The organism is Pinibacter aurantiacus (assembly GCF_019130065.1).
GTDB classification, from domain to species: domain Bacteria; phylum Bacteroidota; class Bacteroidia; order Chitinophagales; family Chitinophagaceae; genus Pinibacter; species Pinibacter aurantiacus.
Genome location: NZ_JAHSPG010000001.1, coordinates 249423 through 275044 on the forward strand (window position 1 = coordinate 249423; position 25622 = coordinate 275044).

The window sequence follows — 25622 nt, forward strand, 5'->3', positions numbered from 1 at the left end:
AGGGGCAAGAACCCGCAGCTATAAAGAGGTTGAAAGGATGTAGCAACTTAAGTTTAGCAAAAGCAGCAACCTCCATTCCAGCGGCGACTTCCCCCTCTCCTCTGGAGAGGGGTCGGGGGTGAGGTTTAGTATCCAGGATTCTGATCACCAGTCACCTTAGGGTTGTTATCCAACTCCGCCTGAGGTATTGGCAATAATTCATCCCTATTTTTTTGGAAGTATGACAATGGTTCAGGAGCGATGCTTGGGTAATAACCTTTGATCCTCCAACGCATGATGTCGATGTTCCTTACTTCCTCATCAGCAAGCTCCACGCTTCTTTCATGCATGATGGCTTTTGTCACCTGATCTTTAGTACCAGTCGGATATTGTGCTGTAGGATAATGCGGCATCAACACATCCGCTCTGTCGCGTACCTGGTTAAGATAACCTACTGCGGCGGCCGAATTACCCAGTTCGTTTTCGCATTCTGCCAGCATCAGCAAAACATCGGCATAGCGAATAAGGCGCTGGTTATTTCCTCCCGGATAAAAGCCCATGGCACTTTTACTCATTTTGTACATCAACATGAATTTGCGCCAGCTTATCTTTTTAGCGGTGCCATGAAATGTAGATCCATTACCGTTTTGATCGCCATCTGTAAGTGTTTCCGCGCCATTGTTATATTTATCCCCGCTTTGATAAACGGTCCATGAAAAACGTGGATCAGTTTTCGTAGCCCCAAAACCACTGTTCTCAAACTCATTTATAAGTTTATCAGATGGAATGAGATTTCTCCATGCAACAGGGCAATATTCCTGGTTGCGTACAGTTGTAAGTTCTGTGTTACCGTTAAGTACATCACCTACAGATTGTCCGCCCCAGTTGAAGTTGGCCGTTTTCTTATCAACAAATATTACTTCAAGAATTGACTCACTGTTAAACTCATGTTCTTCTTCAAAATTGTCGAGCCATCTTGCGGTAAGTGAATAACCGTCTGCACCTGTTGTAGGTATCAATAACAGTGCGGCTTTTGCACTTGCATAGTCTCCTTTTTGCATATACACTCTTCCCAGCATTGCATTGGCAGCAGCGTTTGTAACACGACCTTTGTTCGCAGCGTCATAACCTGATTTGCCTGGCAAATTTCCTGCAGCATCTTTCAGATCCTGTATGATTTGAGCGTAAATTGAGTCAACAGAAGAACGTGGTTTTGAATCAGAAAATGATTGAACAGGCAAAGTGTACAAAGGCACTTTACCCCACATGCTTACAAGATCAAAGTATGCCCACCCACGCAGAAACTTTGCTTCACCCACTATGCGGTCGCGCAAGGCAGGATTGTCTGTTACACCAGGCCCCTTTAAAATAGCCGTATTAGCGCGGTGTATAGCAGTATACAATGCGTTCCATACCGAGTTCATAACCGGGTTGGAAGGTTGTGTACCACCGTTTAATATTTGTGCACGCGGTGCCTCCAATTGCGAACCACCCGTTGACACATCATCACTTCTCAGGTCATGCACGAAGAACCACTCACGACCAACAAGTGAACTACTTTTAATAACGGAATATGCAGCATTTACCGCTGTTTGAAGATCGGCAGCTGTTTTGAAAGACTGATCAAGACCAACACTGTTTGGATTGGTTTTGTCGAGATCCTTATTGCACGAAAACATGCTAACAGTGACAACGGCACCGGCAGCTAAGAGTAATCTATATATAGTTTTTGTTTTCATAAAAATGTTTTGAAATGGTTACTAATTAAAACCCACTTGTAATCCCACCTGGAATGATCTTGCAATAGGATATTGCCCGTAATCAATTCCGTTGGTAAGTGTTCCGTTCTTAGAACCTATTTCAGGATCCCATCCTTTATATTTTGTAACAGTAAAAAGATTTTGTGATGAAACATAAATTCTGAAACGGGAAACCGTTCCTCTTGTAAGTGAGTTCAATCTTGTAACCGGAACATTGTAGCCAATCATAACATTTTTCAATCTCAGGAATGAACCGTCTTCTATCCATCTGTCGGAAGGACGTGCATTCTGATTTGGATCACCACTAAATGCTCTTGGCATATCTGTGTTGGTATGGTTCGGAGTCCATGAATCAAGTACACGCGTACCAGAGCCGAACAATCTTACCATGCCTTCTTCAATAATACGTACACCGTTTACAATTTTGTTTCCCTGAACTCCCTGGAACAAAATGCTGAAGTCAAAATTCTTGTAGCTCGCATTACCATTAAAAGAGTAAGTGAACTTTGGCAGGAAGCTACCCAGGTAAGTCTTGTCATCACTGTTGATAACATTGTCTTTTGTATTGATGTTTTGGAACTTGATATCACCAGGAGCAGTCTTACCGGCCACTTGCGTAGGAGAACTGCTTACTTCAGCAGCTGTTTGGAATATGCCCGCTGTTTTCCATCCATAGAATTGTTGAATCGGCTGTCCTACAGTGGTGTAGGTCCATGGATCACCGCCACCAAAGTCAGCATCACCTCCTGCAGTAAGAGAGGCAGTAGGTGTATTCATGCTCAGTACTTTATTTCTGATAACAGTAACTAAACCAGAAACCTCCCATTTAAAGGCAGATTGATTATGGTGATAACCCAACTGTGCCTCAAAGCCATTGTTACGCATTGACGCAACGTTTGACAACACGCCGTTCACACCAAAGCCATATGTTGGTGGAGTTGGCAATTGATATATCAGGTTATCAGTTTGCCTTACAAAATAATCTGCAGTAAGCGTTATCTTGTTATTCAACAAACCGAGATCTATTCCAACATTGTATTGTTTTGTTTTTTCCCATTCAAGATCTTTATTACCCAATGTATTGGTAAATGAACTGTTTGGAGAAGTTCCATCACCAAATGGATAAATTGCCTGGTTGGTTTGTACAGCTGCAAACCATGGATAGTTGTTGTTAAGCAACAAACCATTCAAACCGGTTAAGCCATAACCAGCACGCAGTTTCAACTCGGAGATAAGTTTTGAGCTCTTCATGAATTGCTCTTGTGAAATGCGCCAGCCTACAGATGCTGAAGGGAAGTTGCCATACTTATGTCCCGGTGCCCAGATAGACAAACCATCACGACGTATTGCAGCGCTCACAAAATATTTGCCCGCATAGTCATAGTTTAAACGACCAAGAAGAGAAACAATTAAATTCTCCTGGTAAGTAGCATTTGCATTAATATTTGATGCACCGTTCAACGTTCTGATTTCGTTGGTTCCCTGGTTACCAGTCGCTGTTTCGTTCCAGTATTTTTGGCCCTGTCTTTCAAATACACCTGTTACATTGAGGTGATGCTGGTTCCAGGTTTTATCAAAAGTTAACTGTTCAGTAAACAGCAGTGTAGAGTATATCTGGCGCTGATTGTTAATAGTCGCAAGAGATGCAGACAACGTACCACCGTCATTATAGATTGGTGTATACTGTTGCGTATAAGCATTGGAATAATCCACACCAAAGGTTGATCTGAATTTCAACCACGAAGTAAAGTTTACATCAAGATAAGCCGTACCCAATACTTTCAACGTCTTAATCGTATTGGAACCGATCAGTGCAAGCTCTACAGGGTTGGTGGGGTCAGCTCCATCGAAACTATTCAATGGTCCCCTGAAACCACCCAGTGTTGTTGGATCATACACCGGCAGATAAGGCTGCATTCTCACAACGTTCATGAGTCTTGTTCTGTTACCCGACGTAGCAGTGGCATTATTATCAAAGCGCTGGTTACCAAAAGCCATGTACAGGTTTTCTCCGAAGGTGAAAACTTTACTGATGGTATGTTCTGAGTTGATCCTGAAATTTCCTCTTTCATAACCAAGTCCCTGCGCAATACCATCTTGTTTTAAGTAACCACCAGAAGAATAAAAACGGGAAGCAGAATTACCACCACTCACAGAAACATTTGTCTGCGTCATCAAAGCATTATTTACAAAATACTCATCCTGCCAGTCTGTGTTTGTCTGTGCGTACGTTTGGTTAGCTCCCGCATATATTGGTTTATTAAAGTTGGAATCAAGGAACCTCGGAGGCATTGCAATACCCGCAGAACCATTGATCATACGCTCGTATGTCTTGTATTGATTTGTGTTCAGCAGGTCAAGTTTTTTTCCTGGACTCTGCATGCCTATGTAAGTATCCAGGTTCACATGCAGTTTACTATCGCGTGCTCCTTTTTTGGTAGTGATGATGATGACACCGTTTGTAGCCCGTGAACCATAAATTGCAGCAGCACTGGCATCTTTTAAAACTTCCACAGACTCAATATCCCTGCTGTCAAAACTGGAAATGTTGCCCGTTGGAAATCCATCAATTACATACAAAGGATCTGAAGCAAAGCTGATGGAACTAATACCTCTTATCGCAACGATAGGTTGTGTTCCGGGAGCACCGTTATTAACGACAGAAAGGCCCGCAACGCGACCCTGCAATGCCTGGTCAACGCTAACGACCGGCAGCTCGTTAATTGTTTTACTATTGACCGAGGCAATGGCTCCGGTAATAGAAGCCTTACGTTGTGTACCGTAACCAACTACCACAACCTGGTTCAATGATTCATTGGAAGGCGCCAGCGAAATGTTCACTGTTTCACCAGCACCAACAGGTGCCTGCTTGGTTTCATAACCAACGAAGGAAATATTAAGTACGCCATTTGTGGGTGCCTGGATAATATAGTATCCATCACTGTTTGTAACGGTACCTTTTGTGGAACCTTTTACGGTTACTGAAGCGCCGCTGATGGGAGCATTTTTTTCATCCGTAACCCGTCCCCGAACGGTTTTGGAATTTTGTGCAATTGATGAAAAATGGATGCTCAAAACAAGAAAAAAGAGCATTAGAAATGATAGATAACCGGGTAGTTTATTTCGCTTTAGGCGGTAGCAATCGATTGCATTCTTTTTGTCTAAAAGTTGCATAAAATGGTGTTTTAGCAGTTAATTTAAACGCCGTTTAGTAAATGTTGTTTTTGTTTTGTAACAGCATAATCAACCATGTTCCATTTTTAACTTGTGTTCATTTTGGTGGTGTTTATTGTTTTGGTTTACAAATAGTACTATGCATCTCCGCGTGATAAAAGGTGTGCATCACACGTAAATGATGTAAAGAAAAATGAGCTGAACATATAACAGGAAAAACGGTAAAAAGTTGAGAGGGAAATAAAATAGAAATATAGTTAGATGCTTGCTGTAAAACAGTTTCAAGCATACGAATGCATAATGAAGATGCAGTTATTCTCATGGCGTTGAAGTTGGCAATCGTTGGCAAAGCTTTCAAAAATTTCTTTTATCATTAAATAAAAAAATACACTCCAATCCCACCTATCGAAGCCTTAAATACTTAAAAATGGTTGTGAGAAAAACCTCACAAATGAATGTACCTTATGTTATGAAAAAAGTTATATAGGAGTACGCAAGCTAATCACATTATAATATTACACATCTATTTTTAATTTTGCAAACGATTGCAAGAAATAGCTAAAAAAGTATTGCTTTTTGTATATATATTGCATATAAACTTCATATATGTCTGGAAAGAAGGACATTACGATTGTAGACATTGCCCGGGAACTAAACATCTCTATTTCTACCGTAAGCCGCGGCCTTAAGGATCACCCCGATATCAACAAGGATACGAGGCAAAAAATATGGAACAAAGCTGAGCAACTTGGCTATACAGCCAACATTTTTGCAAGCAATTTCAGGAAGAAAAAAACCAACACGTTGGGGGTAATTATCCACCGATTGCATGGATATTTTATTTCTTCTTTATTAGATGGAATGGAAAAAGTAGCCAACGAAGCCGGCTATAATCTTATCATCAGCCAGTCAAGAGAATCTTATCATAAAGAAATGGCGAATGCCAAAACGATGCTGGCAAACAGAGTGGATGGATTGCTCATTTCGCTTGCTTACGATACCGAAAGCCTTGCACACATAGAGCCATTTATAAACAAGGGCATCCCTGTAATATTTTTTGACCGTGTGTTTGAAAACAGCCAGGGCGTAAGCGTTATTATTGACAATTACAAGAACGCTTACGACATCACCAAACATTTGATTACAGAAGGTTGCTCTAAGATCATGCATATAACAGCATGCCTCAAACGAAATGTGTATGCCGAAAGATACCGGGGTTACAGACGGGCATTGGAAGACTATAATATTCCGTTTTCTGACGACATGCTGATACTTAATGATATGAACCCTCAGGATGGCATTGCTGCAGCAGAAAAGATACTGCAAATGGAAAACAGGCCTGACGGTTTGTTTATTGCCGAAGATGAAAATGCTGCGTACTGCATGCATCATTTGAAACAAAATGGTGTCCGCATTCCTGAGGACATTGCTATTGCAGGGTTTAACAATGATCCTATTTCAAGAACAGTGGACCCCAATTTAACAACAGTAAACTATCCCGCCTATGACATAGGAGCCGTTGCAGCAACAAGTCTTATCAGCCAGTTAAACGGAGCATCGTCCGTTGTGCAGGTTATGAATAAGATTGTGCTGAAATCAGAAGTTATTATTAGAGAATCATCGAGACGAAAGAAGTAGAGAGTTTGATTAAATCTTTTTACTTTTTACTTTTTAACTCTTAACTCACTACCTTACCAAAACGATTATGCGCCAAAACCAACTAACTTATTTGCTTTCATTATTTTCCGTTTTACTCATCTGCAGTTGTACATCAAAAACTGCGGCCCCTACACTCTTTACCAAATTGTCTTCGGAAAAATCAGGCATCCATTTTAATAATACCATTTCAGAAAATGATTCGCTGAACCGTGTCATTAGTGAGTTTGCGTACATGGGCGGCGGCGTGGGCATTGGTGATTTTAATAATGACGGATTGAAAGACATTTTCTTCTCCGGCAACCAGGTTCCAAGCCGTTTGTACATTAACAAAGGCAATAACCAATTTGAAGACATCACCGAAAAAGCAGGCATCTCAACCAACACCTGGTGTACCGGCGTTAGTGTTGCTGATATTAATAACGACGGCTTCGATGATATTTTCGTATGTGTGTATGGAAAAGGTCAACATCAAAGAAACAGCTGTTACTTGTTTATCAATCAGCATAACTTAACGTTTAAGGAACAAGCTGCCGAATATGGCCTTGCCGATAGTTCATATGCATCTCAGGTTGCATTTTTCGATTATGATAAAGACGGTGACCTCGACATGTATTTACTTAACTATCGCCTCAATGGTCCTAATGCCAATAATATTTACCCGAAAGATTTGACGGGGCACTCTCCTGCCAACGACAGATTGTATCGAAACGATGGAGATAAATCCGGCATCGGACATCCTGTATTTACAAATGTTTCCGTGCAGGCAGGCGTTGTCGAAGACGGCTATGGATTGGGCGTTTCCGTTTGTGATTACAACAATGATGGATGGCCCGACATCTACGTTTCAAACGATTTCGTATCGAACGATGTTTTATGGATCAATAACAAGAACGGCACTTTTACCAATCATCTTGCACAATGCACCAAACACCAAAGCTATTCAAGCATGGGCTCCGATGCGGCTGACATCAACAACGACGGCCTCGCTGATGTTGCTACACTGGACATGATGCCGGAAGATAACAAGAGAAGAAAGCAGCAATATTCGTTCATGAATTACGAACGTTATGAGTCCGAAAGATCACTGGGCTATACTCCTGAATTCATGCGCAATATGCTGCAACTGAACAACGGCAACAGAATGGATGGAGATACTGCCCTGCCCTTCTTTAGCGAGATTGGACAACTGGCAGGCATTTCTGAAACCGACTGGAGCTGGAGTGTGTTGATGGCAGACTTTAACAATGACGGATGGAAAGATGTGCACATAACAAACGGCATCGGCAGGGATTTTATCAACGCAGACTTTGTACAGTTCAGCACTTCTGATGCGGCAAATATGCATGACGAAGACGAGCGAAGAAAAGTGATCAATAAAAAACTCGCGGCACTTAAGCATATTATGTTGCCTGACTATTTGTATCTCAACAATGGCAATTGCACTTTTACAGATTACTCGCAGCAGGGCGGCATTAATGAACTATCACTGGCCAGTGGCGCGGCTTACGCGGATCTGGACAACGATGGCGACCTTGACATTATTACCAACAATATCAACGAAGAACCTTTCATCTTCATCAATAATACCATTCAAAAAGACAGCAGCATTACAAAACACTATCTCTCTGTTTCACTAAAAGGAGATAGTTTAAATCGTCATGGACTTGGCGCAAAAGTAAAGATCTACACTGCTTCCGGCGAACAAGTGCAGGAGGAACAACCGGTGAGAGGTTACTTATCAAACGTTGATGTTGATCTGCTGTTTGGCTTAGGCAAAGACACCAATGTAGATTCTTTACTTGTTATTTGGCCGAATGACAAATACGAAGTAATTAAAAATATCAAAGCAGATCACAAGGTTGTTTTGCAGCAATCAAATGCCAGCGCAGCTTACAATTACAACACTGCTCCTGCCAATAATCTTTTTAAAGACGTTACAATACAGGATAACATTGCATTTCAACACAAAGATGTTTCTATCTATGACTTCGCTACGCAAAGGTTACTACCACAAAAATATTCTCAGCTTGGGCCATTCATAAGCACAGGAGACGTAAACAACGATGGAGCAACAGACTTCTTTATTGGCAATGGTTTCAACGCGTATGGCGATGTTTGCCTGCAACAAAAAAATGGAACATTCGTCTCAACCCCTTTGGGAACAGGCGTTAAGATGGAAGAAGACGAGGCCTCCGTATTGTTTGATGCCGATGGAGATGGAGATCTTGATCTTCTCGTTACCAACGGTGACACTCGATATGATGACACTTCTGCCTACTACAAGCCCCGTTTATACATTAACAATGGCAAAGGAAATTTCACCCTGAAAGCTGATGCCATACCTGATAATATTAGAACCATTGCAGGATGTGCAACCAGCGGAGATTTTGATGGCGATGGCAATATCGATGTGTTTATCGGAGGTCGCGTAAGTAAGCGTTACCCAGCGGCACCAAGAAGCTATTTGCTTAAAAACAACAAAGGAACCTTTACTGATGTGACAGAAAAAATTTGCCCAGCCCTGAAAAATATCGGCATGGTAACAGCCGCTGCATGGCTAAATTTTGACAACAATAAATTGCCGGACCTAGTAGTAACAGGTGAATGGATGTCGGTGAAATTCTTTAAAAACACTGGCTCTTCATTTACAGACATAACAAACAAGACAGGCTTGACTGAAATGGATGGCATGTGGCGAAGCCTTGCTGTTGCTGACATTGACGGGGATGGTGACAAGGATATAGTTGTGGGCAACTACGGACTTAACAACAAATACCACGTTACCGCGCAATACCCAATGAAGGTATTTGCCAAAGATATCGACGGCAACGGAAGCATGGATCCAATTTTATTCTACAGTATTAAAGATGTAGATGGAAAAAGAAAATTATTTCCGGCCATCAACAGGGATCAATTTGCAGAGCAAGTGCCTTCGATTAAAAAACAATTCCTGTATCACGAAAATTATTCAACCGCCACATTTGACGATATTTTTAAAGGCAATAAAAAAGATAATCTGCTACAACTCACCTGCAATGAAATGGCAAGCTGCTGGCTTGAAAACAATGGTAATGGTACATTCACCAAACATGTATTGCCAATGGAAGCACAGTTTGCACCGGTGAATGCTATTATCTGCACTGACTTTGATAATGACGGCATCACGGACATTCTAATGGCCGGTAATGAATACCAGACAGAAGTGATGACAGGCATGTACGACGCATCTTATGGACTATTCCTGAAAGGCAGTAAAGACAAGGCTTTCAAGCCAATACCTCCAGTAAAAAGCGGCTTTATTGTTGACGGTGATGTTAAAAGCATGGCACTTATCAACAATAGCAAAAATGAAAAAACGGTATTAGTGGGAATAAATAATGAAAGGATGAAAGCTTTTAAAGTGATGAGTTTTGAGTAGTGAGTTTTGAGTTGGTTGCTGATTTCCAAACATGGTTACTTCATCGCAATCCTAACTCGATAACGACTTAAAGCTCATAACTCATTACTCATAACTCAAAACTCAAAACACTACTCAATGAAACAAATTCTGATTGCTTGCGCTCTACTCGTTCTACTCTCCTGCAACTCTAAAAAAGATTACAGGAAAATATTCGATGATCCGAAACTCTATTCAAACACTGTGTATGAACTAAACGGAGTTGTTATGGGAAATAATTTTTCTCCTGTGGTTGCCTCACGCAATTATACATATGCGGCGATTGCCGGTTACGAAATTATTGCTGCGGGTTATCCTGATGAGTACTACTCATTGGCAGGACAACTACGAGGATTGAAGGAAGTGCCCAAACCGGCACAAGGAAAGCAAATAGATTTTGAATACGCCGCACTAATGGCTTACTGCAAGGTTGGCGAAGCTGTCACATTTCCCGAAGGCAGTTTAAAAGAATATGTTGACAGCTTGAAAACGTTGGCAACTAATCATGGTATGCCGCAGGACCTTCAAAAAAACTCGGATGAGTATGCACAACAGGTAGCAGGCGCCATCATTGCATGGAGCAAGAAAGATAATTATGCAGAAACAAGAAGCGCTGCAAAATTCACAGTTACAGAACTTGAAGGCAGCTGGCAACCTACGCCGCCAATGTACGCAGCAGCGGTAGAACCGCACTGGGGCGAAATAAGACCAATGGTGATGGACAGTGCATCGCAGTTCCGCAGCCCTGCGCCGCCGAAGTTTGATATACAGGACAAAAACAGCGAGTACTACAAAAATGTAATGCTGATAAAACATGCGGGAGACAGTCTTACGCCTGAGCAAATTCACATAGCAGAGTTTTGGGACGACAATCCGTTTAAACTAAACATATCCGGACACGCATCTTTCAACACAAAAAAATTCTCTCCTACCGGCCACTGGATGAGCATTGTGGGCATAGCGGCGGAAAAATCAAAATCTGATTTAAAAACTACCGTGTATGCATATGCGAAAACGTCGATAGCATTTTTTGATGCATTTATTCAATGCTGGGATTCAAAATATCTATACAAAACCGCAAGGCCTGAAACTGTGATCAACAAATATTTTGATCCCAACTGGCACCCTTATTTGCAAACGCCTGCATTCCCTGAATATACATGCGGACACTCCACCATTTCCTCTGCAGCGGCAGAAGCGCTCACAAACGTTTTCGGTGACAACTTCGCTTATACCGATACCAGTGAACTTGAGTTTGGCGTAAAGAGCCGTTCTTTCAAATCATTCAGGGATGCGGCCTGGGAAAACAACAGCGCTAGATTTTATGGTGGCATACACTTCCATTCATCCTGTCTTGTTGCAAATGAGTACGGAAAAAAAGTGGGCGACTACGTAATGGATCATTTGAAAATGAAAAAATAATTTTCTTCATTAATAAACCTTCAAACAATGGCACACATTCAACTAAAAAACGAAAACCTTCCCGGTATCATTGGCTTACTTGATTACAGTCCTGAAACAGCAAAACCATTGCTGGATCTTGCGAACGTTTTATTGGCAGATGATAACAACTCGCTTTCGAAAGGCGAAAGAGAAATTATCGCTGCATCCGTCTCCCATAAAAACAATTGCCACTTTTGCCATTCATCACATGCCGCCGCTGCCGCTGCGCATTTCAATGAAGGCGCGGACTTCCTGGATGAGATTAAAGCGGGATTGCCAACGTTTGAAGTATCTGACAAACTACGGGCATTGCTGCACATCGCTCACCTTGTTCAGCAAACAGGTAAAAATGTTACGGCAGCAGCCATAGAAGCAGCAAGAGAGAAAGGCGCTACTGATAAAGAAATTCATGATACTGTTTTAATTGCCGCAGCTTTTTGTATGTACAACCGTTACGTTGATGGCCTTGCGACATGGGCACCTAAAGAAAATGAAGCGTTCATGGAAATGGGCAAAAGATTGGCTGAGCAGGGATATGTGATTGAGGAGCCGGCCTGATGAGAATAACTGAATGACTGAAAAGCAGAGATTCGCATCGTCATTGCGAGCCTCTGCGGAGATCGATTGTTCGAATAATAAAAACAAAATAAAATAATCGGCGAGCGAGGTGAAGCAATCCCTAAAAGTAGATTGCTTCGCCCTGTCTCTCTGGTGTTAAGAGGTTGCGACATTTCAACCTTTATGCTCCGCAAGGGCTCGCAATGACGATGTGAGATGTTATGTAATAACGATTCCCTTCAGCGTGCAGCAGGAGACGCGGCGATGCCGGCGTCTCTACGGGGTGGCTGATTTTCTAATTCCTAATTAATTCCAAACGCTTTCAAGATCTTCCCAAACATCGCTGTATTCTCATACACCCCTCTGAACAATTGTGATTGAGGGCCATAGGCAAATACAGGCACGGGAATAGCAGTGTGGTGGCCGGTTGCAAACTGCCCGCTGATATTTCCTTTGCTGTAATCGCCATCGAGCAATGACAAACCACCGGTTTCATGATCTGCGGTAACAATCACCAGCGTCTCTCCGTTGGAGTCTGCAAATTGCAGCGCTCTTCCTACCACCTCATCAAAATCTATCACCTCCGTTGCCACGTAAGGAAGATTATTGGCATGGCCACCATGATCAATTTGCGCACCCTCTGTCATGATGAAAAAACCATCTTTGTTTGCAGAAAGAAGTTGCAATGTTCTTTTGAAAGCCTCTGGCAGCCAATTGTTGCGGCCATTCAAAATAGATAGTGATGCTTTTTGATCGAGCACCACCCACTTTGATTTTTCGCCATTTCGAATGCTGTCCATTGACGATGTAATATTAAACTGATGATCGTTCAGATCTTTGCGAATGGATGCATTAAAACTTTTGTTGCCTGCACCCATTATCAACTGCACAGGAGATTGTGCAAGGTCCCCAAAGATGGCAGCAGAGCTGTCCCTGTCACTTCTGTGTGCATAAAAGTCAGCAGGTGTTGCGTCGGTAATATCTCCCGAAGTAACAATACCGGTTTTGATATTTTTCTTCGCCAGGTACATTGGAATCAATGGTAGCGCGGCACCTGTATGATCGACTCCAACATATCGATTCTTTGTTTTTTCTCCTGAAGAAATAGAAGTGGCGCCGGGCGCAGAATCGGTGACGAAGTTGTCGTACGAACTTGTTTTGGACAAGCCAATGCTTTGCATTTTAAAAATGTTCAGCGCTGCCTTGTTTGCTGTATAGCCGGCATACAATTGCGCAAGGCCCGTTCCATCACCAATCAAAAGGATTACATTTTTCACAGGTTTGTCGAGACCATCATTTTTATATGTCGGCTGATACTGATGGTTGCTGACTTGTGATGTATAAGTGGTGGAAGACAATTTATTTAGAAACGACGAAAGATCATTGATACGATCTGTGTTAATGTAATCTACCTGCAGGTCCATAAACTGATACCATGCATTAAGCGAATCCGGTGCATCCCAAAAGCGGATGGGCCTTTGCAGATCGTGTGCATATTTGATCGCATCTTTCATCTTCTGCATTTCGCCGCCGGGAATGCTGCTTTTGCTTCCTTTCCACATTGTATAGTTACGAAGATCATCGCTGAACAATGCAACTTTTTTAAGTGCTGCATCGCTGTATTTTTTGCTTAGTTCTCCATCAAACAAAATAAACTCTGGGTAGCTGCTAAATGCTTCTTGATTGGGTCTGTTGCCAGAAATAACCCATTTCAGATTTTTGTTGCTGATGAGTTCCGGATATTGTTGCAGCACACTTACAAGCTTTGCAAGTGTAGGAACAGCCTCTGTTTTAATGTCGATCAGCATTTGCAAATTCTTAGAATGATCGGCATATACGTGCTGATCATTTTTGCGAATGCAAGAAAGCAAAGGTTTCAGATAAAGATCTTCGAGTGTTCTGTTCAGCTTCACTCCTTCCTGATCGTGCGCAACGATAAGCTGGCCGTCCTTCAAAAAAATATCTGCTTCGATAGAGCCGAAACCCGCGTTATAAGCCGCCCAGAAAGGAACAGCATTCATATAGTCATTGTGAGAATGTGCGTTGCCTGTGCCATAATTAACAGGCTGCGCAAATGATTTCTCAAAACCGAATAAAGCGATAAATAAAACTATTTTTTTCATGTTGTTTTTTTGAGGCACACAAATGATACAACTTTTTTTCACGCAATGGCGCAAAGGAAAAAGTTTTAGTGCCGACCAGCAAAATTTATTTCACGCAGCGAACGCAGCGAAAAAACGACGCAAAGGGTTGCCGATAGTTACAGCCGCTAAGTACATCACAAAATTACTTCGCGGCGAGCTTATTAAGAGGCTGAAATATCAAATCCAAATCTCCCTTTGCGTCCTTTGTTTTCCCTTTGCACCTTTGCGTGAAATCCTCTGCGTCGCTGCTTCGCCGCGTTCGCTGCGTGAAACAACTACCAGCCTGGTGTTTGTTTGTAAAAGCCGTTGCTTTTTGCAATTTCATCGGGATTTATCGGCCATGCCATGTGCTTCGCAGGATCGAAATGTCTTGCCGGCCAAACTTGTTGAATGGTATATGCTGAGGTTGGATCAGTTTTGTTTGCGTGAATTCTTCCATGCAAAGGCGCATTGATCGTTGCAACATCCCCCCATCTTTTTAAATCTTCCACTCTGTCCGTCCACTCGCAAGCTAGTTCACAGCGGCGCTCGTGCTTCAAATCTGCCATTGTCGGTGCCGCAATTGGTGTAAGCCCTACCCTCGCTCTTACTTCATTTAAAGGAGCGGCTGCGTCTGTGTTCTTACCTTGCTGAATCAACGCTTCCGCTTTGAATAACAAAATCTCTGCATAGCGCATTAAGGGCAAATTGAGCATAGTGGTTGGATAGTCGCCATTTTGGTTGATCTTCGGATTGGTTCCCGCAACGCCGTCAGAACCATATGTATAAGGCTCCATGTATTTGTTGATCTGGAAACCGGAAAGGCTGTTCGTAGAAAAATATTTTCTTTGCTGACCAAAGAATGTAAAATCATCACCAAATTTTAAAATGGTTACTTCGCGTCTTGGGTCGTTGTTTTCATATTCATCATACAATTCTTCTGTTGGTTGAAAATAGCCCCAGCCATTGTAAACACCCCAACCTTTATTTTCCAACACAACACCCATAAACTCCGAACCGCCTTGTGTGCCTGATGTTACGGACCAGATGTATTCTGAACTCCAGTTGTTATCAATGGTAAACACTGCTTTATAATTATCCTTCGGAGTTGCTTTTCCATTGATCAAAGCCCTGTTACACTGTGTTTTTATTTGGTCACAAACAGATGGGATCAATGCCCATTTGCTGTTATCGTACTGTGCCCAGTAAGCATACGTTTTTACAAGGTAACCTAAGGCAGCAGCCTTGTGCGCACGCCCCTGATCCGCAGAACCATATGTTTCAAACAAAGGCAACAGCTCAGCTGCTTTCTGCATATCGCTTGCAATGGCTGCATAGTTGTCTGTAACCGACGCCAATTGCGGTGGCATGCGGGTACCGTACTCTTTGTTTTCCACTCCATCGTAAGGAACACCCTGGTTTTTGTGGCCCCATAAATAAGCGATCCAGAAGTGAACGAAACCTCTCATAAAGTACGCTTCACCTAAAGAACGTTTTCTGAAGTCTTCAGAAATATTGGTTGCAGTTTGCACACCCGCAATTGCAGCATTGGCGTTTGCAAGCGCTGTGTACAAATCATTCCAGCCGGTTGTCATATAGCCTTCCCTTCCGGAGCAGGTAAAGTTCTTAATGTTTTCACCATCCGCTTTTGAACGGCCAACTATTAAATCATCGCTTGCGTTTTGCATCCAAAAGAGATCACGTCCCCACGTTGATTCAAAACGCATGGAGATGTACAATGCAGCAATACCCCTTGTTACATTAGATTCTCCGTCCCACAAATATGCTGAAGACGGCGAACCGTTTGGTTTTGTATCTACCCAATTTTTAGAGCAGGAGCTACTCATTACAGCCACCAGCAATAGCAAGTAAATATATTTCGAGCGTTTCATAATTAAAGTCTTTTAATTGATTATAAACTAAGTTTTACACCGGCTGCATATACTCTTGAAACAGGAAACTGCCCGCCGTCAAGACCAATGCCGCCAACTTCAGGATCCATGCCACTATACTTTGTAATGGTGATCAGGTTGTCGCCGCTGAGATACACACGCAGAGAACCTGTTTTGAGGAAGTGAGGGAAAGTATAACCGATCACAAGGCTTTTCAGGCGCAGGTAATCACCATTTTCAAGATACCAGTCAGAAGGTGTCTGGAAATTTTTGTTAGCATCACTTGCTGAAATGATAGGAATGTTCGAGCCTGTGTTGGTTGGAGACCATGCATCCAGAATTTTATCCCATCTGTTATACCCCTGCTCAGACGCATTCAGTGTAGATTCCTTGAAAGCATGGAATAGTTTCACACCACTAACACCCTGCCAGAACATGCTTATATCAAAGCCTTTGTAGTTTGCATTAAGTGTAAATCCATAAGTAACTTTAGGGAAAGCGTTGCCCATGTATACACGGTCGTTGTCATCAATTTTGCCATCACCATTTTGATCAACAAATTTCAAGTCACCGGCTTTTGCATTAGGCTGGACTTTAGTTCCGTTAGGTCCTACATAGTCCGCTACTTCTTTATCGCTTTGGAAAATGCCTGCTGTCTTGATCAACCAGTAAGAGTAATAAGGCTGACCAACAGTGGAACGATACGGAGCAATTGTACCTCTCCATGCATCTCCGTGTTGCCAGAATGATTCAGGATTATCATCGATGTACTCTACTCTGTTTTTAAGCGTCGCAACGTTACCGCTGACCTCGTAACCAACTTTACCAATCTTGTTTCTCCACGTTGCAGCGAACTCAACACCAGTGTTTCTGATTTTGCCCTGGTTGATATAAGGAGCACTCAAACCCATTGTATTTGGCCAGTTGGTATGTTTTTGATCAATGAGATCGAAAGTGAGTTTATCAAAATAATCGAAGGTGAAAGAAAGTTTGTCTTTCAGCACACTCAGGTCAAGACCCAAATCTTTTTGTTCTGAAGTTTCCCATGACAAAGAAGGATTGGTAGCGTTTGCAACGTACAATGCGCTTGACTGCGGCGCTGCATTGCCGATCTGATAAGTAACATCTGGTTTCAAAGTCTGGTACCCATAATAATAACCAATAGAGCGGATGTTACCGATACGTCCCCAGCTGGCCCTTACTTTCAGCAGATCGATTGCGGCAACATGAAAGAATGGTTCTGAGCTCAATTTCCATGCGGCAGTTACACCGGGAAAGCCTTTGCCGCGATAGCCTGGGGCAAGTCTTCCAGCAATATCATAACGATAACTACCGGTTACAAAATAGCGGTCTGCCCAGCTATAAGAAACTCTACCAACATAAGAAACGTTTTTGTCTTTTTCATCCCAGTCACTTGGACGCAGATCTGTAAAGTTGCCTGCGTTTACAAAAAACTGTGCCCATGTCGCTTCATTGTCAAATGTTTTGGCAGCAGCGCTGAAACCTTTGTGGTTGAACTCTTGCGCAGTAGTTGAAACCATTGCGCCGATGTTGTGTCTGCCGAAAGTGCGGGCGTAGTTCAACGTATTTTCCCATATCCAGTTATAACTTTTATCTGTTGAATAAGTTAACGTGTTCTGATCGTTTGGCTTACCCGGCTCTGTACGTTTAGGTTCGAAGTTTTTGTACAGAGAGTTTCCCTGGCGATAAGAAAAACGTGTAAGAAATGAAAGTCCCTTTACGATATCCATCACTTTCAACTCTGAAATTGATTGAATGTCCGTTGACTTATTGTAAGGTTGATTGCGCAGCAATGTAGCAACGGGATTCACTACGTCACCATGAATACCCAAATAGTCAGAGTTGCGCGGACCTACACCACCAAATGAACCGTCATCATAGTAAACAGTGGCGGAACGCGGCATGTAGATCGCAGAAAGAATGGTGCCTGTATAGCCACTCGATGTTTCTGTTCCCCTATTATCATTGTTATTTAAAAAAATATCCTGCTTGAATTTCACTTTAGAACTGAAAGCGTACGATGCATTGAATCGCGCAGAAATATTCTTGTTGTACGTGTTCAGCAATGTTCCCTGGTTCTCTTCATATCTTCCCTGGAACAATGTAGAAAATTTATCTGACCCTGCGTTTACAGTAACCGTGTGCCTTTGCACCATTGCGGTTCTAAAAATTTCATCCACCCAATCGGTGCGTGTTACCTGCGCATAAGGATTTTTGTTTGCATCCCAACCATCTAATGGTAGCATACCTGCATTTTTAAAAGCCAAATTCGCGACTTCCGCTTCCTTATCCGCCGCTAATGACTGTGGCAATTTCCATGCTTGCTTTGCACCCGCAAAGCCTTGATACTCTACAGTTGGCCTGCCTTGCTTTGCCTGGCGTGTGGTAATGAGGATAACACCTGAAGAACCCGAGAACGCACCGTAAATAGCTGCAGAAGCCGCATCTTTCAAAATGGTCATTGACACAACGTCTGCAGGATTGTAAGGCGCATCGGGAACTCCATCCACAACATACAACGGGCTTTCAGAACCACGGGAACCTATGCCGCGTATCACTACCTGTGGAGTGCTGTTTGGATGGCCTCCATTGTTTATAACTGTTACACCAGCTACTTTACCTTGTATCATATTGGCGACGTCAAATACGGGTCTTTCCTGTATTTGCTGCATGTCAGGCACTTCTGATACTGCTGCAGAAAGATCTTTCTTTCTCATAGATCCATATCCAATCACAATTATCTTTTCCAATTCCGATGACTTGTTGCTCATGGTTACACTTAACGAAATGCGACCATTTTCTTTCATCTCATACCCCGTTAATGTGTCGTTGTTGTATCCCACATAACTAATCACAAATTCATAACCATTGCCAGCAGGCACTTTGCTGAAGTTGAACAAGCCTTTGCCATTGGTCATAGTGGTTTGCTTGTAACCCGTGCCGCTGTTTTGCAGATAAACGGCAGCACCTTCCAGTGCATCGCCTTTGTCATTTCTAATAATGCCTGTTGCAGTGTTGCCACCGGTTTGCGCCCATGTTTGCGATAACGCGGCACAAAAAAGTAACATACAGAAGAGCATCTGCTTCATAAGCTGTTTAATTTAATTTTTAAGTTTAGACAAAAGAATATCCCTCGCACACTTTTGTCATGTTGCGTTGTTATTGAATAAATGTTGTTTGCTGTTATTTTACCTGTATGGAAAAATGATGATCATTGGTTTTGGTCAATGTCAGATCATTCAACATGCATAGGGTTTCAAGGAACGATTCAACGGTTGCGCCTGAGGGATCGTACGTACCGGTGAAATCCATGTTCCTAATTACATCGTCGTTATAGTCAATGATCAGTTTATATTCCTTTTGCAGTTGTGTTAGAATTTCAGCAATGGATTGTTTATTGAAATTCAGTACCGGCTTTACTTTCGGTGCAACAGGCGTTATTTTTGCCTTTGGCGCTTCTGAAACAATGGCTACAAGGTTCTCTTTGTTCAATTGATACAATTGACCCGGCGCCAAATAAACCTCTTTAAAATCACCCGCGATATCTTTCTCCTTTCTGATCACAATTTTCCCTGAATACAAATGAACGATGGCTTTTGCAGGGTTTCTGTCGTTCACATCAAACACTGTCCCCAATGCAGTAACGGCCACGGTATGAGAGTGTACAGTAAAGGGTCTCGTTTTATCTTTTGCTACGGTAAACACCGCTTCACCCTTCAGGAAAATATCTCTTTTGTTATTCGCGAAATGCTCGTCAAAGGATATACTGCTGTTTGCGCCCAACTTCACCACACTGCCATCAGGCAAAGCATGTGATGAAGCCCTGGATGTATTGTTGGCTATCGTTTTCAGCATATTTTTCTTTGCACTAAAAACTTCAATCTTTAATCCATCATCCTTTGCTATTTCGTTTTTTTCAACCGGCATTGCCAGTTTGTACAAACTAAAAATACCGGCGATAATGATAACAGATGCAGCAGCTATCCAAACAGGATTCATTTTTCTTACAGGTGTTGTTCTTGTGCTGCCCTCAATCTGTTGCAACATTTTTTCTGAAGGAACCGCCATCTTTGCATCCGGCTGAAATGTCTCCCAGCTCTTTTCAGTGAGATATTGGACAAATGTGTCAGGATCGTTCTTGAAATGTGCTACTACAACTTCCATTTCCTCCTCTGTACAATCTCCCGATAAAAACTTTTCAATTAAACGATTTGACATTTGCATACATAGTATTCGCGTGAGAAAGAATTGTCCCCTACTACTTTTAACGACATCACAATTAGTTAACATTGAGGCGCTGCTAATTTGAAGATGTGGAAATTTGAAAATTGTTTGTGAGCGGGTTGAGAATTATTACCATGCAGCGGTTCTGTTTAACAGCTTTTTTCTACCGCAAAGAGCGCAGAGGAATTACTTTCTAATTTATGGTGTAACTCGGTGGAGCGCAAAGTAAAGAAGAGTGGCGCAATGCTCGACAACTCTTCTTTACTTTGCGCTCTCGTGACCAACTACTTGTCTGGCAGCCAACTACTTTGCGACCTTTGCGGTAAAAAGAAAAGTGGAACTGCAGTATGCCTATTTAAAGGAAGATGGTCAGATTGGTCTTGAGATACTTAAGCGCTTTTGAGATGTGGTTCTCAATTGTTTTTGTAGAGATGGAAAGCCGATCGCTGATTTCTTTGTGAGAGAGGTTATCGAGCCTGCTTAATTCAAATACGCGGCGGCTTTGCGTGGGAAGGCCCTCTATAGCGGCAAAGACATTTTCAAGTTCTTCCTTATAAATGATCTTTTCGCTGGCAACCGGAGCGGCTATAAAAATATCTGACAGCTCCTGCGTTTGGCGCAGCTTTTCCTTGCGCAGAAGATCAACTAAAATGCTTTTGGAAATTCTGAATAGTTGCGATGACAGCGAATGTTCAATCGAAAGGCTTTCCCGTTTCTCCCAAAGTTTGATGAAGGCAAGTTGGACAGTTTCTTCAGCCAGGTAAGCAGACCGGGTATACTTAAAGACGTACTGGTAAAGCTTTCCATGATACTCATCATAAGCTTTATAGTACACGTGTTGGTTACCTTTGCGTATTTCTTTTACCATTGAATCTTTCACTTGCCAGCCAGATAGAATTGGTGCAAAGGTTATTCCTAAATTTTAAAAGGTACTGTTTGGGGAGATTATCTTAGTATTAAGAAATGGGAGCAATTTGAAAATCTGAAGATGTGGAAATTTGAAAATTGCTTCTGTGTAACATGCCTTGTTGGTGAGATAATTTGCAAAAATGATAAAATAGAAAAGCAGTATGTTAGATCTGGTTCCAATAAAAATTTATAAGTTCACGTTTTAAAACTGCAAACCCTCTAACCCTATGCTTAACATTTATCAATTTGACTTGACACTCTTAAAAAGATATTTCAACATTTTCGCAGCATCGGCTATATCTATATCTGTGATCTTCTGTTTGGCCACGTATCTACTACCGGTGATACCGTCTTTCATGGCGCTCTACAGCAAATATTTCTGGTTCTTTTTTGCAGCGTTCTTCATTTTCAATTTTGCATTTGAAGGAATGAACAAGAAAGGATTTTCTAAACTCGAGACGACAGAAGACTTCCAGGAAAAAGTGATGATCTACACGGGCATTTACAAACGCAAACTTGCACTCAATTTAGTGTCTGTAATAATTTCCGGCCTTATTCTTTTTTTAAGTCACAAAACATTATTTCTGATAATTCTTACAATACAAGTCGTCCTCTTGCCAATCTTCTATCCCCGACCAGAAAAAATTGCAAAGGCTTTAAAGAATGATGAAATTCTTTTCACATAATTATTTTTCGAGACCGGAGCTATGCGAAAGAATCTTCTCCTGGTTAACACGGCTGAATACTAATAAGAGACAGGTAATTTTTACAAGAACACCTACTTTCTACCTGCCAGAACATTTCAAGATGATGATTGTTTAGAGAATGCTACTCGTCATTTCTCTAAAACCTTATAATATGAAAGTCTGCTTTTTAAAAAAAATGGCAGAAGCAACGGCATATGCTTTTGCCAAACAAAAGCCGTTTGCATTTGCTGCCAAAACATTGTCTATCATTGTCATGTTAACAGGATTTCATTTTTCCCACGCACAAACGAACTACAGTTTTCCCATCACCGACATTTTGAACTCAATGCCTAATGGGATGCGGTTACCCAACGGCACTATTGTCAAAGCTGAAAAAGTAATTACCGGCACCGGGAGACATGGAACGTCAAGCGGTACACCCGGTCCAGATATAGGTGGGACATTTACCGGTGTAACACTTCCGGCTTACGTAGGTGACAAAACTCCCGCTAAATTTACTGTGATAGGAACTGATAACACAAGCACGATCGCTGGCGGCCGCCTCAACAATTGCCAAAATAGTGTCGGTTACAGAATCTATTTCGATCGCGCCACATTAAAGATAAGCTTCCTGATTGTTGATATTGATGGCAACAATACTCTTCCAAATGGAAACTCAGAATGGGTCACCGCTTTTGCTTTTAATGGCGACACCTATGTGCCTTACAAGCAAACGCTATCAACCGGGACAAACCTGGGAAACAGTAATCCGACAGTCAGCACCCCTTGGAAAACAACTGTTACCAATACGGTTGATGCAACTGCCGCCGCCAATCTACCCGCTACTTTAACTGTAAGGATCAGCCTGAATGGAGGTGCTTCTCCGGACGACGTTACCAACCAGGTGCTTTTTGATCCGCAAGTAGATGGTGCAGCCGTTACTAACTTTTTTCTTCTTTGGGGTCTGTGGCAAACTCCAGCTGCGGTTAATAGCCAGACGTCGGGATTGAGTCCGATCGTAGTAAGGGTCAGTCCGGATTTTGGCGATTTGCCAAATAGTTATAAAACACTGCTTGCATCTGGCGGCCCTTCTCATGGTGTTGTGGGAACACTGGCACTTGGCAGCCTCAATGAAACAAAGGGAGATGGACAACCCTCGGCGTTGGCAAATCTTGATTTGGATGATGATGGTGTTACAGCAATAAACTCAATACAAGGTGATGGTTCCAATTCACAGATCATTCCACAATATACGCTTACAACTACTTACACAAACAACACCAACACTCCTGCAAACTATGTTGCGTGGATAGACTGGAACAATAACGGAACAATGGAGGCTTCGGAAGCGCAAACAGCTACAACAGCCGCCGCTTCAACTACAGGCAGTGTTACATTCACATGGTCAAATGTGGCATTCACCAATGGCCAAACAGTAAGCAACACTTATGCAAGGATAAGAACTACCACGGAAAGCATTACTACTGATGACGTAGGAGGCGCATTTAAGGATGGAGAAGTAGAAGACTATTTAATACCAGTCGTAAAACCACTACCACTTAAACTTCTAAGTTTTACGGGCACTGGCGAAAAAGAAACCATTTCATTGAAATGGAAAACCAGCGATGAAGTAAATACCCATTTATTTGAGGTGGAACGCAGCGTTAATGGGACAAATTTTGTCAAGACTGGAGAAGTGATGGCCATTGGAAGCGGCAATAACGAATATAATTTCCAGGACGATTCTGTAAACGCTCCCGCAAACTATTACAGGTTAAAAATGATCGACAAAGATGCGGTATTTGAGTATAGCAAAGTAATACAGGTAAATGTTAACAGCAGTTCCGGAGAAGACATTGTAACCATCGTACCCAATCCTGTTGACGATAAACTGTCGATCAATATAAAATCACCGGCCCGTGTATTGATTCAACTTTTCGATGAGAGTGGCCGAAAAGTTAAAGAGTTTAAAACGTCAACATCAAGTATACTGATCGTTGACTGCAGAGATTTGAAAAGTGGCATTTATTATGTGAATGCATCAACCGGGGGCAAAAAACAAACAGTGAGGATACTAAAGAAATAAACATAGCCTGTCAAGGCAAAGAGTTTTCCTATCGGCGAAGCAACAATAAAAAATCACATCCCCTAAAAAGGATGTGATTTCTATTTTCAAGATACTCAAAACCAAGTACTCACTACTCAACTCATTATTTTACTGAGAGCTGCCGGCTTTTCTCACATTCTTGCCTGTTCTGCTCGTCAGGTCATCACCTAAATCCTCTCTTGCTTGCTCGGCAATACTTTGTAATTTTTGAAGTATATCTGGATATAACGTCTGCACATCATAAGCTTCACCTGGATCGTGTGCCAGATCATACAATGCAAGCGGAACATCTACCCTGGGTATTTTTCCTCCATTGCCATCTTTACCATGAACTGCTGCTGTATAAGAGCCGGCGTTGTGCGGCAATACCAGCTTCCAGTGTTTGTAGCGGATCGCTTCGAGATTATTTTTTCCGAAATAATAATAGAAGGTATCGCGTGGGCCCTTTACAGTTGAAGGAGAAAGCAATGATGGTAAAAAATTGACGCCATCGATATTGTTCTTAGGCAGCGCTGCACCCGTTGCAGCAGCAATGGTTGGCAAAAGGTCCATGTTTGTCATCAAATCGCTGTAAATGCCACCAGCCTGTATTTTACCGGGCCAGCGAACAAACAATGGAACTCTTGTACCACCTTCAAATGTATTTGCTTTACCTTCTCTGAAACCTCCTGAAGAACCTGCATGGTTCCCATAATTCAACCATGGTCCATTGTCGCTTGCAACGATGAGCAAAGTGTTGTTGTCGATCTTTGCATCTTTCAATGCTTTCAAAATTTCACCAACTGACCAATCGAGCTCCATCATCACATCCCCAAATGGTCCCAATTCACTTTTACCACTAAACTTTGCAGACGGTGCCAGAGGCACATGTGGCACGTTTTGAGCGAGGTATAAAAAGAATGGAGACTTACTATTTTGTTTAATAAAATCCACCGCACGCTCAGTAAACATGCCTGTGAATTTAGTTTGTTGTTCGTGCGTTTTGATGGTATCAATTACCTTATCGCCTTCCATCAAAGTAAGTTCCGGCCATGAATAACGAATATCTTTTTCGTCTGTGATGCGTCCACCCTCATGATTGCGTGGCCAGATATCGTGCGAATAAGGAATGCCCAAAAAACTATCGAAGCCGTAATGTATTGGAAAATATGGTGCTTTGTTGCCAAGGTGCCATTTGCCTACCATGGCTGTTTTATAACCTTTTGCCTTTAGCAAAGAAGCGATTGTTTCCTCATTGGGATTTAGCGCCATTGAAGATCCCGGCAATATCGCTCCTGAAATACCAATTCTGTTTGGATAACAGCCAGTAAGCAATGCCGCACGCGAAGCGGTACAAATAGGTTGCGCGACATTGAAATGGGTAAACCGGGTTCCTTCGCGCGAAAGCTGGTCGAAGTTTGGCATGTGAACACCAGTCATGCCATAAGGCTCAAGATCGCCATAGCCCATGTCATCAAAGTAGATGATAATTACATTTGGAGTCCGCGATGTTTGGGCAAAAACCACATGTCCTGCTACGAGGAAAAGAAGAACTGCGAGAAACTGTCTCATAATTTTCTAATGGTGCTTAAAGGTAAAAATATAAGACAGCTAACAAAAGCAATTATACTCCGTAAAAAATATCTTTTTTATAGATTGTCCTTTTGGCAAT

The 25622-nt window shown here is 42.2% G+C and carries 14 protein-coding genes; 6 read left to right on the forward strand and 8 right to left on the reverse strand.

Features of this window, described 5'->3' with window-relative positions:
- Positions 1 to 125: 125 nt before the first annotated feature.
- Together KTO63_RS00930 and KTO63_RS00935 are read right to left on the reverse strand one after the other, a co-directional pair.
- Entirely contained in the window at positions 126 to 1718 is a 1593-nt protein-coding gene (locus KTO63_RS00930; protein ID WP_217789237.1) for a RagB/SusD family nutrient uptake outer membrane protein, read from the reverse strand.
- Positions 1719 to 1739: 21 nt separating this feature from the next.
- Entirely contained in the window at positions 1740 to 4913 is a 3174-nt protein-coding gene (locus tag KTO63_RS00935; RefSeq protein ID WP_217789238.1) for a SusC/RagA family TonB-linked outer membrane protein, read from the reverse strand.
- Positions 4914 to 5519: 606 nt separating this feature from the next.
- On the opposite strand from KTO63_RS00935, the gene KTO63_RS00940 reads away from it, so the two are divergent.
- From KTO63_RS00940 to KTO63_RS00955, 4 genes are all read left to right on the forward strand, one after another.
- Positions 5520 to 6551: a LacI family DNA-binding transcriptional regulator gene (locus tag KTO63_RS00940; RefSeq protein WP_217789239.1), complete on the forward strand. Its 1032-nt coding sequence runs from the start codon at positions 5520 to 5522 to the stop codon at positions 6549 to 6551.
- A 91-nt stretch (positions 6552 to 6642) separates the two neighbouring features.
- Positions 6643 to 9990, forward strand: coding sequence for a VCBS repeat-containing protein (locus KTO63_RS00945; protein WP_217789240.1), 3348 nt, complete (start codon positions 6643 to 6645; stop codon positions 9988 to 9990).
- A 117-nt stretch (positions 9991 to 10107) separates the two neighbouring features.
- Positions 10108 to 11430, forward strand: a complete 1323-nt coding sequence (locus KTO63_RS00950; protein WP_217789241.1) for a vanadium-dependent haloperoxidase — start codon at positions 10108 to 10110, stop codon at positions 11428 to 11430.
- Positions 11431 to 11457: 27 nt separating this feature from the next.
- Positions 11458 to 12009, forward strand: a complete 552-nt coding sequence (locus KTO63_RS00955; protein ID WP_217789242.1) for a carboxymuconolactone decarboxylase family protein — start codon at positions 11458 to 11460, stop codon at positions 12007 to 12009.
- Positions 12010 to 12311: 302 nt separating this feature from the next.
- Here KTO63_RS00955 and KTO63_RS00960 read toward each other — a convergent pair whose 3' ends face one another.
- From KTO63_RS00960 to KTO63_RS00980, 5 genes are all read right to left on the reverse strand, one after another.
- A complete protein-coding gene (locus KTO63_RS00960; protein ID WP_217789243.1) occupies positions 12312 to 14132 on the reverse strand; it encodes an alkaline phosphatase in 1821 nt (606 codons plus the stop codon).
- Between the two features lie 296 nt (positions 14133 to 14428).
- The gene (locus tag KTO63_RS00965) at positions 14429 to 16024 is read right to left on the reverse strand and encodes a RagB/SusD family nutrient uptake outer membrane protein (RefSeq protein WP_217789244.1); all 1596 of its coding nucleotides are present in this window, start codon (positions 16022 to 16024) and stop codon (positions 14429 to 14431) included.
- Between the two features lie 20 nt (positions 16025 to 16044).
- On the reverse strand, positions 16045 to 19134 hold the full coding sequence (locus KTO63_RS00970; RefSeq protein WP_217789245.1) for a SusC/RagA family TonB-linked outer membrane protein: 3090 nt from the start codon (positions 19132 to 19134) through the stop codon (positions 16045 to 16047).
- A 94-nt stretch (positions 19135 to 19228) separates the two neighbouring features.
- Complete coding sequence (locus KTO63_RS00975; protein WP_217789246.1) at positions 19229 to 20263, reverse strand: FecR family protein; 1035 nt, start codon at positions 20261 to 20263, stop codon at positions 19229 to 19231.
- Between the two features lie 361 nt (positions 20264 to 20624).
- Entirely contained in the window at positions 20625 to 21137 is a 513-nt protein-coding gene (locus KTO63_RS00980) for an RNA polymerase sigma factor (RefSeq protein ID WP_217789247.1), read from the reverse strand.
- 268 nt (positions 21138 to 21405) lie between these two features.
- On the opposite strand from KTO63_RS00980, the gene KTO63_RS00985 reads away from it, so the two are divergent.
- Positions 21406 to 21864, forward strand: a complete 459-nt coding sequence (locus tag KTO63_RS00985; RefSeq protein WP_217789248.1) for a hypothetical protein — start codon at positions 21406 to 21408, stop codon at positions 21862 to 21864.
- 172 nt (positions 21865 to 22036) lie between these two features.
- Positions 22037 to 23950 carry a GEVED domain-containing protein gene (locus KTO63_RS00990; RefSeq protein ID WP_217789249.1) on the forward strand — a complete coding sequence of 638 codons (1914 nt, stop codon included), beginning with the start codon at positions 22037 to 22039 and terminating at the stop codon, positions 23948 to 23950.
- A 129-nt stretch (positions 23951 to 24079) separates the two neighbouring features.
- On the opposite strand, the gene KTO63_RS00995 is transcribed toward KTO63_RS00990, so the two are convergent.
- On the reverse strand, positions 24080 to 25522 hold the full coding sequence (locus KTO63_RS00995) for a sulfatase family protein (RefSeq protein ID WP_217789250.1): 1443 nt from the start codon (positions 25520 to 25522) through the stop codon (positions 24080 to 24082).
- Positions 25523 to 25622 lie beyond the last annotated feature (100 nt).

Coding starts and splice junctions, on each gene's coding strand:
- KTO63_RS00930 (WP_217789237.1), bottom strand. CDS start 1,718: ATGAAAACAAAAACTATATATAGATTACTCTTAGCTGCCGGTGCCGTT.
- KTO63_RS00940 (WP_217789239.1), top strand. CDS start 5,520: ATGTCTGGAAAGAAGGACATTACGATTGTAGACATTGCCCGGGAACTA.
- KTO63_RS00975 (WP_217789246.1), bottom strand. CDS start 20,263: ATGTCAAATCGTTTAATTGAAAAGTTTTTATCGGGAGATTGTACAGAG.
- KTO63_RS00955 (WP_217789242.1), top strand. CDS start 11,458: ATGGCACACATTCAACTAAAAAACGAAAACCTTCCCGGTATCATTGGC.
- KTO63_RS00980 (WP_217789247.1), bottom strand. CDS start 21,137: ATGGTAAAAGAAATACGCAAAGGTAACCAACACGTGTACTATAAAGCT.
- KTO63_RS00995 (WP_217789250.1), bottom strand. CDS start 25,522: ATGAGACAGTTTCTCGCAGTTCTTCTTTTCCTCGTAGCAGGACATGTG.
- KTO63_RS00990 (WP_217789249.1), top strand. CDS start 22,037: ATGAAAGTCTGCTTTTTAAAAAAAATGGCAGAAGCAACGGCATATGCT.
- KTO63_RS00965 (WP_217789244.1), bottom strand. CDS start 16,024: ATGAAACGCTCGAAATATATTTACTTGCTATTGCTGGTGGCTGTAATG.
- KTO63_RS00985 (WP_217789248.1), top strand. CDS start 21,406: ATGCTTAACATTTATCAATTTGACTTGACACTCTTAAAAAGATATTTC.
- KTO63_RS00935 (WP_217789238.1), bottom strand. CDS start 4,913: ATGCAACTTTTAGACAAAAAGAATGCAATCGATTGCTACCGCCTAAAG.
- KTO63_RS00950 (WP_217789241.1), top strand. CDS start 10,108: ATGAAACAAATTCTGATTGCTTGCGCTCTACTCGTTCTACTCTCCTGC.
- KTO63_RS00970 (WP_217789245.1), bottom strand. CDS start 19,134: ATGAAGCAGATGCTCTTCTGTATGTTACTTTTTTGTGCCGCGTTATCG.
- KTO63_RS00960 (WP_217789243.1), bottom strand. CDS start 14,132: ATGAAAAAAATAGTTTTATTTATCGCTTTATTCGGTTTTGAGAAATCA.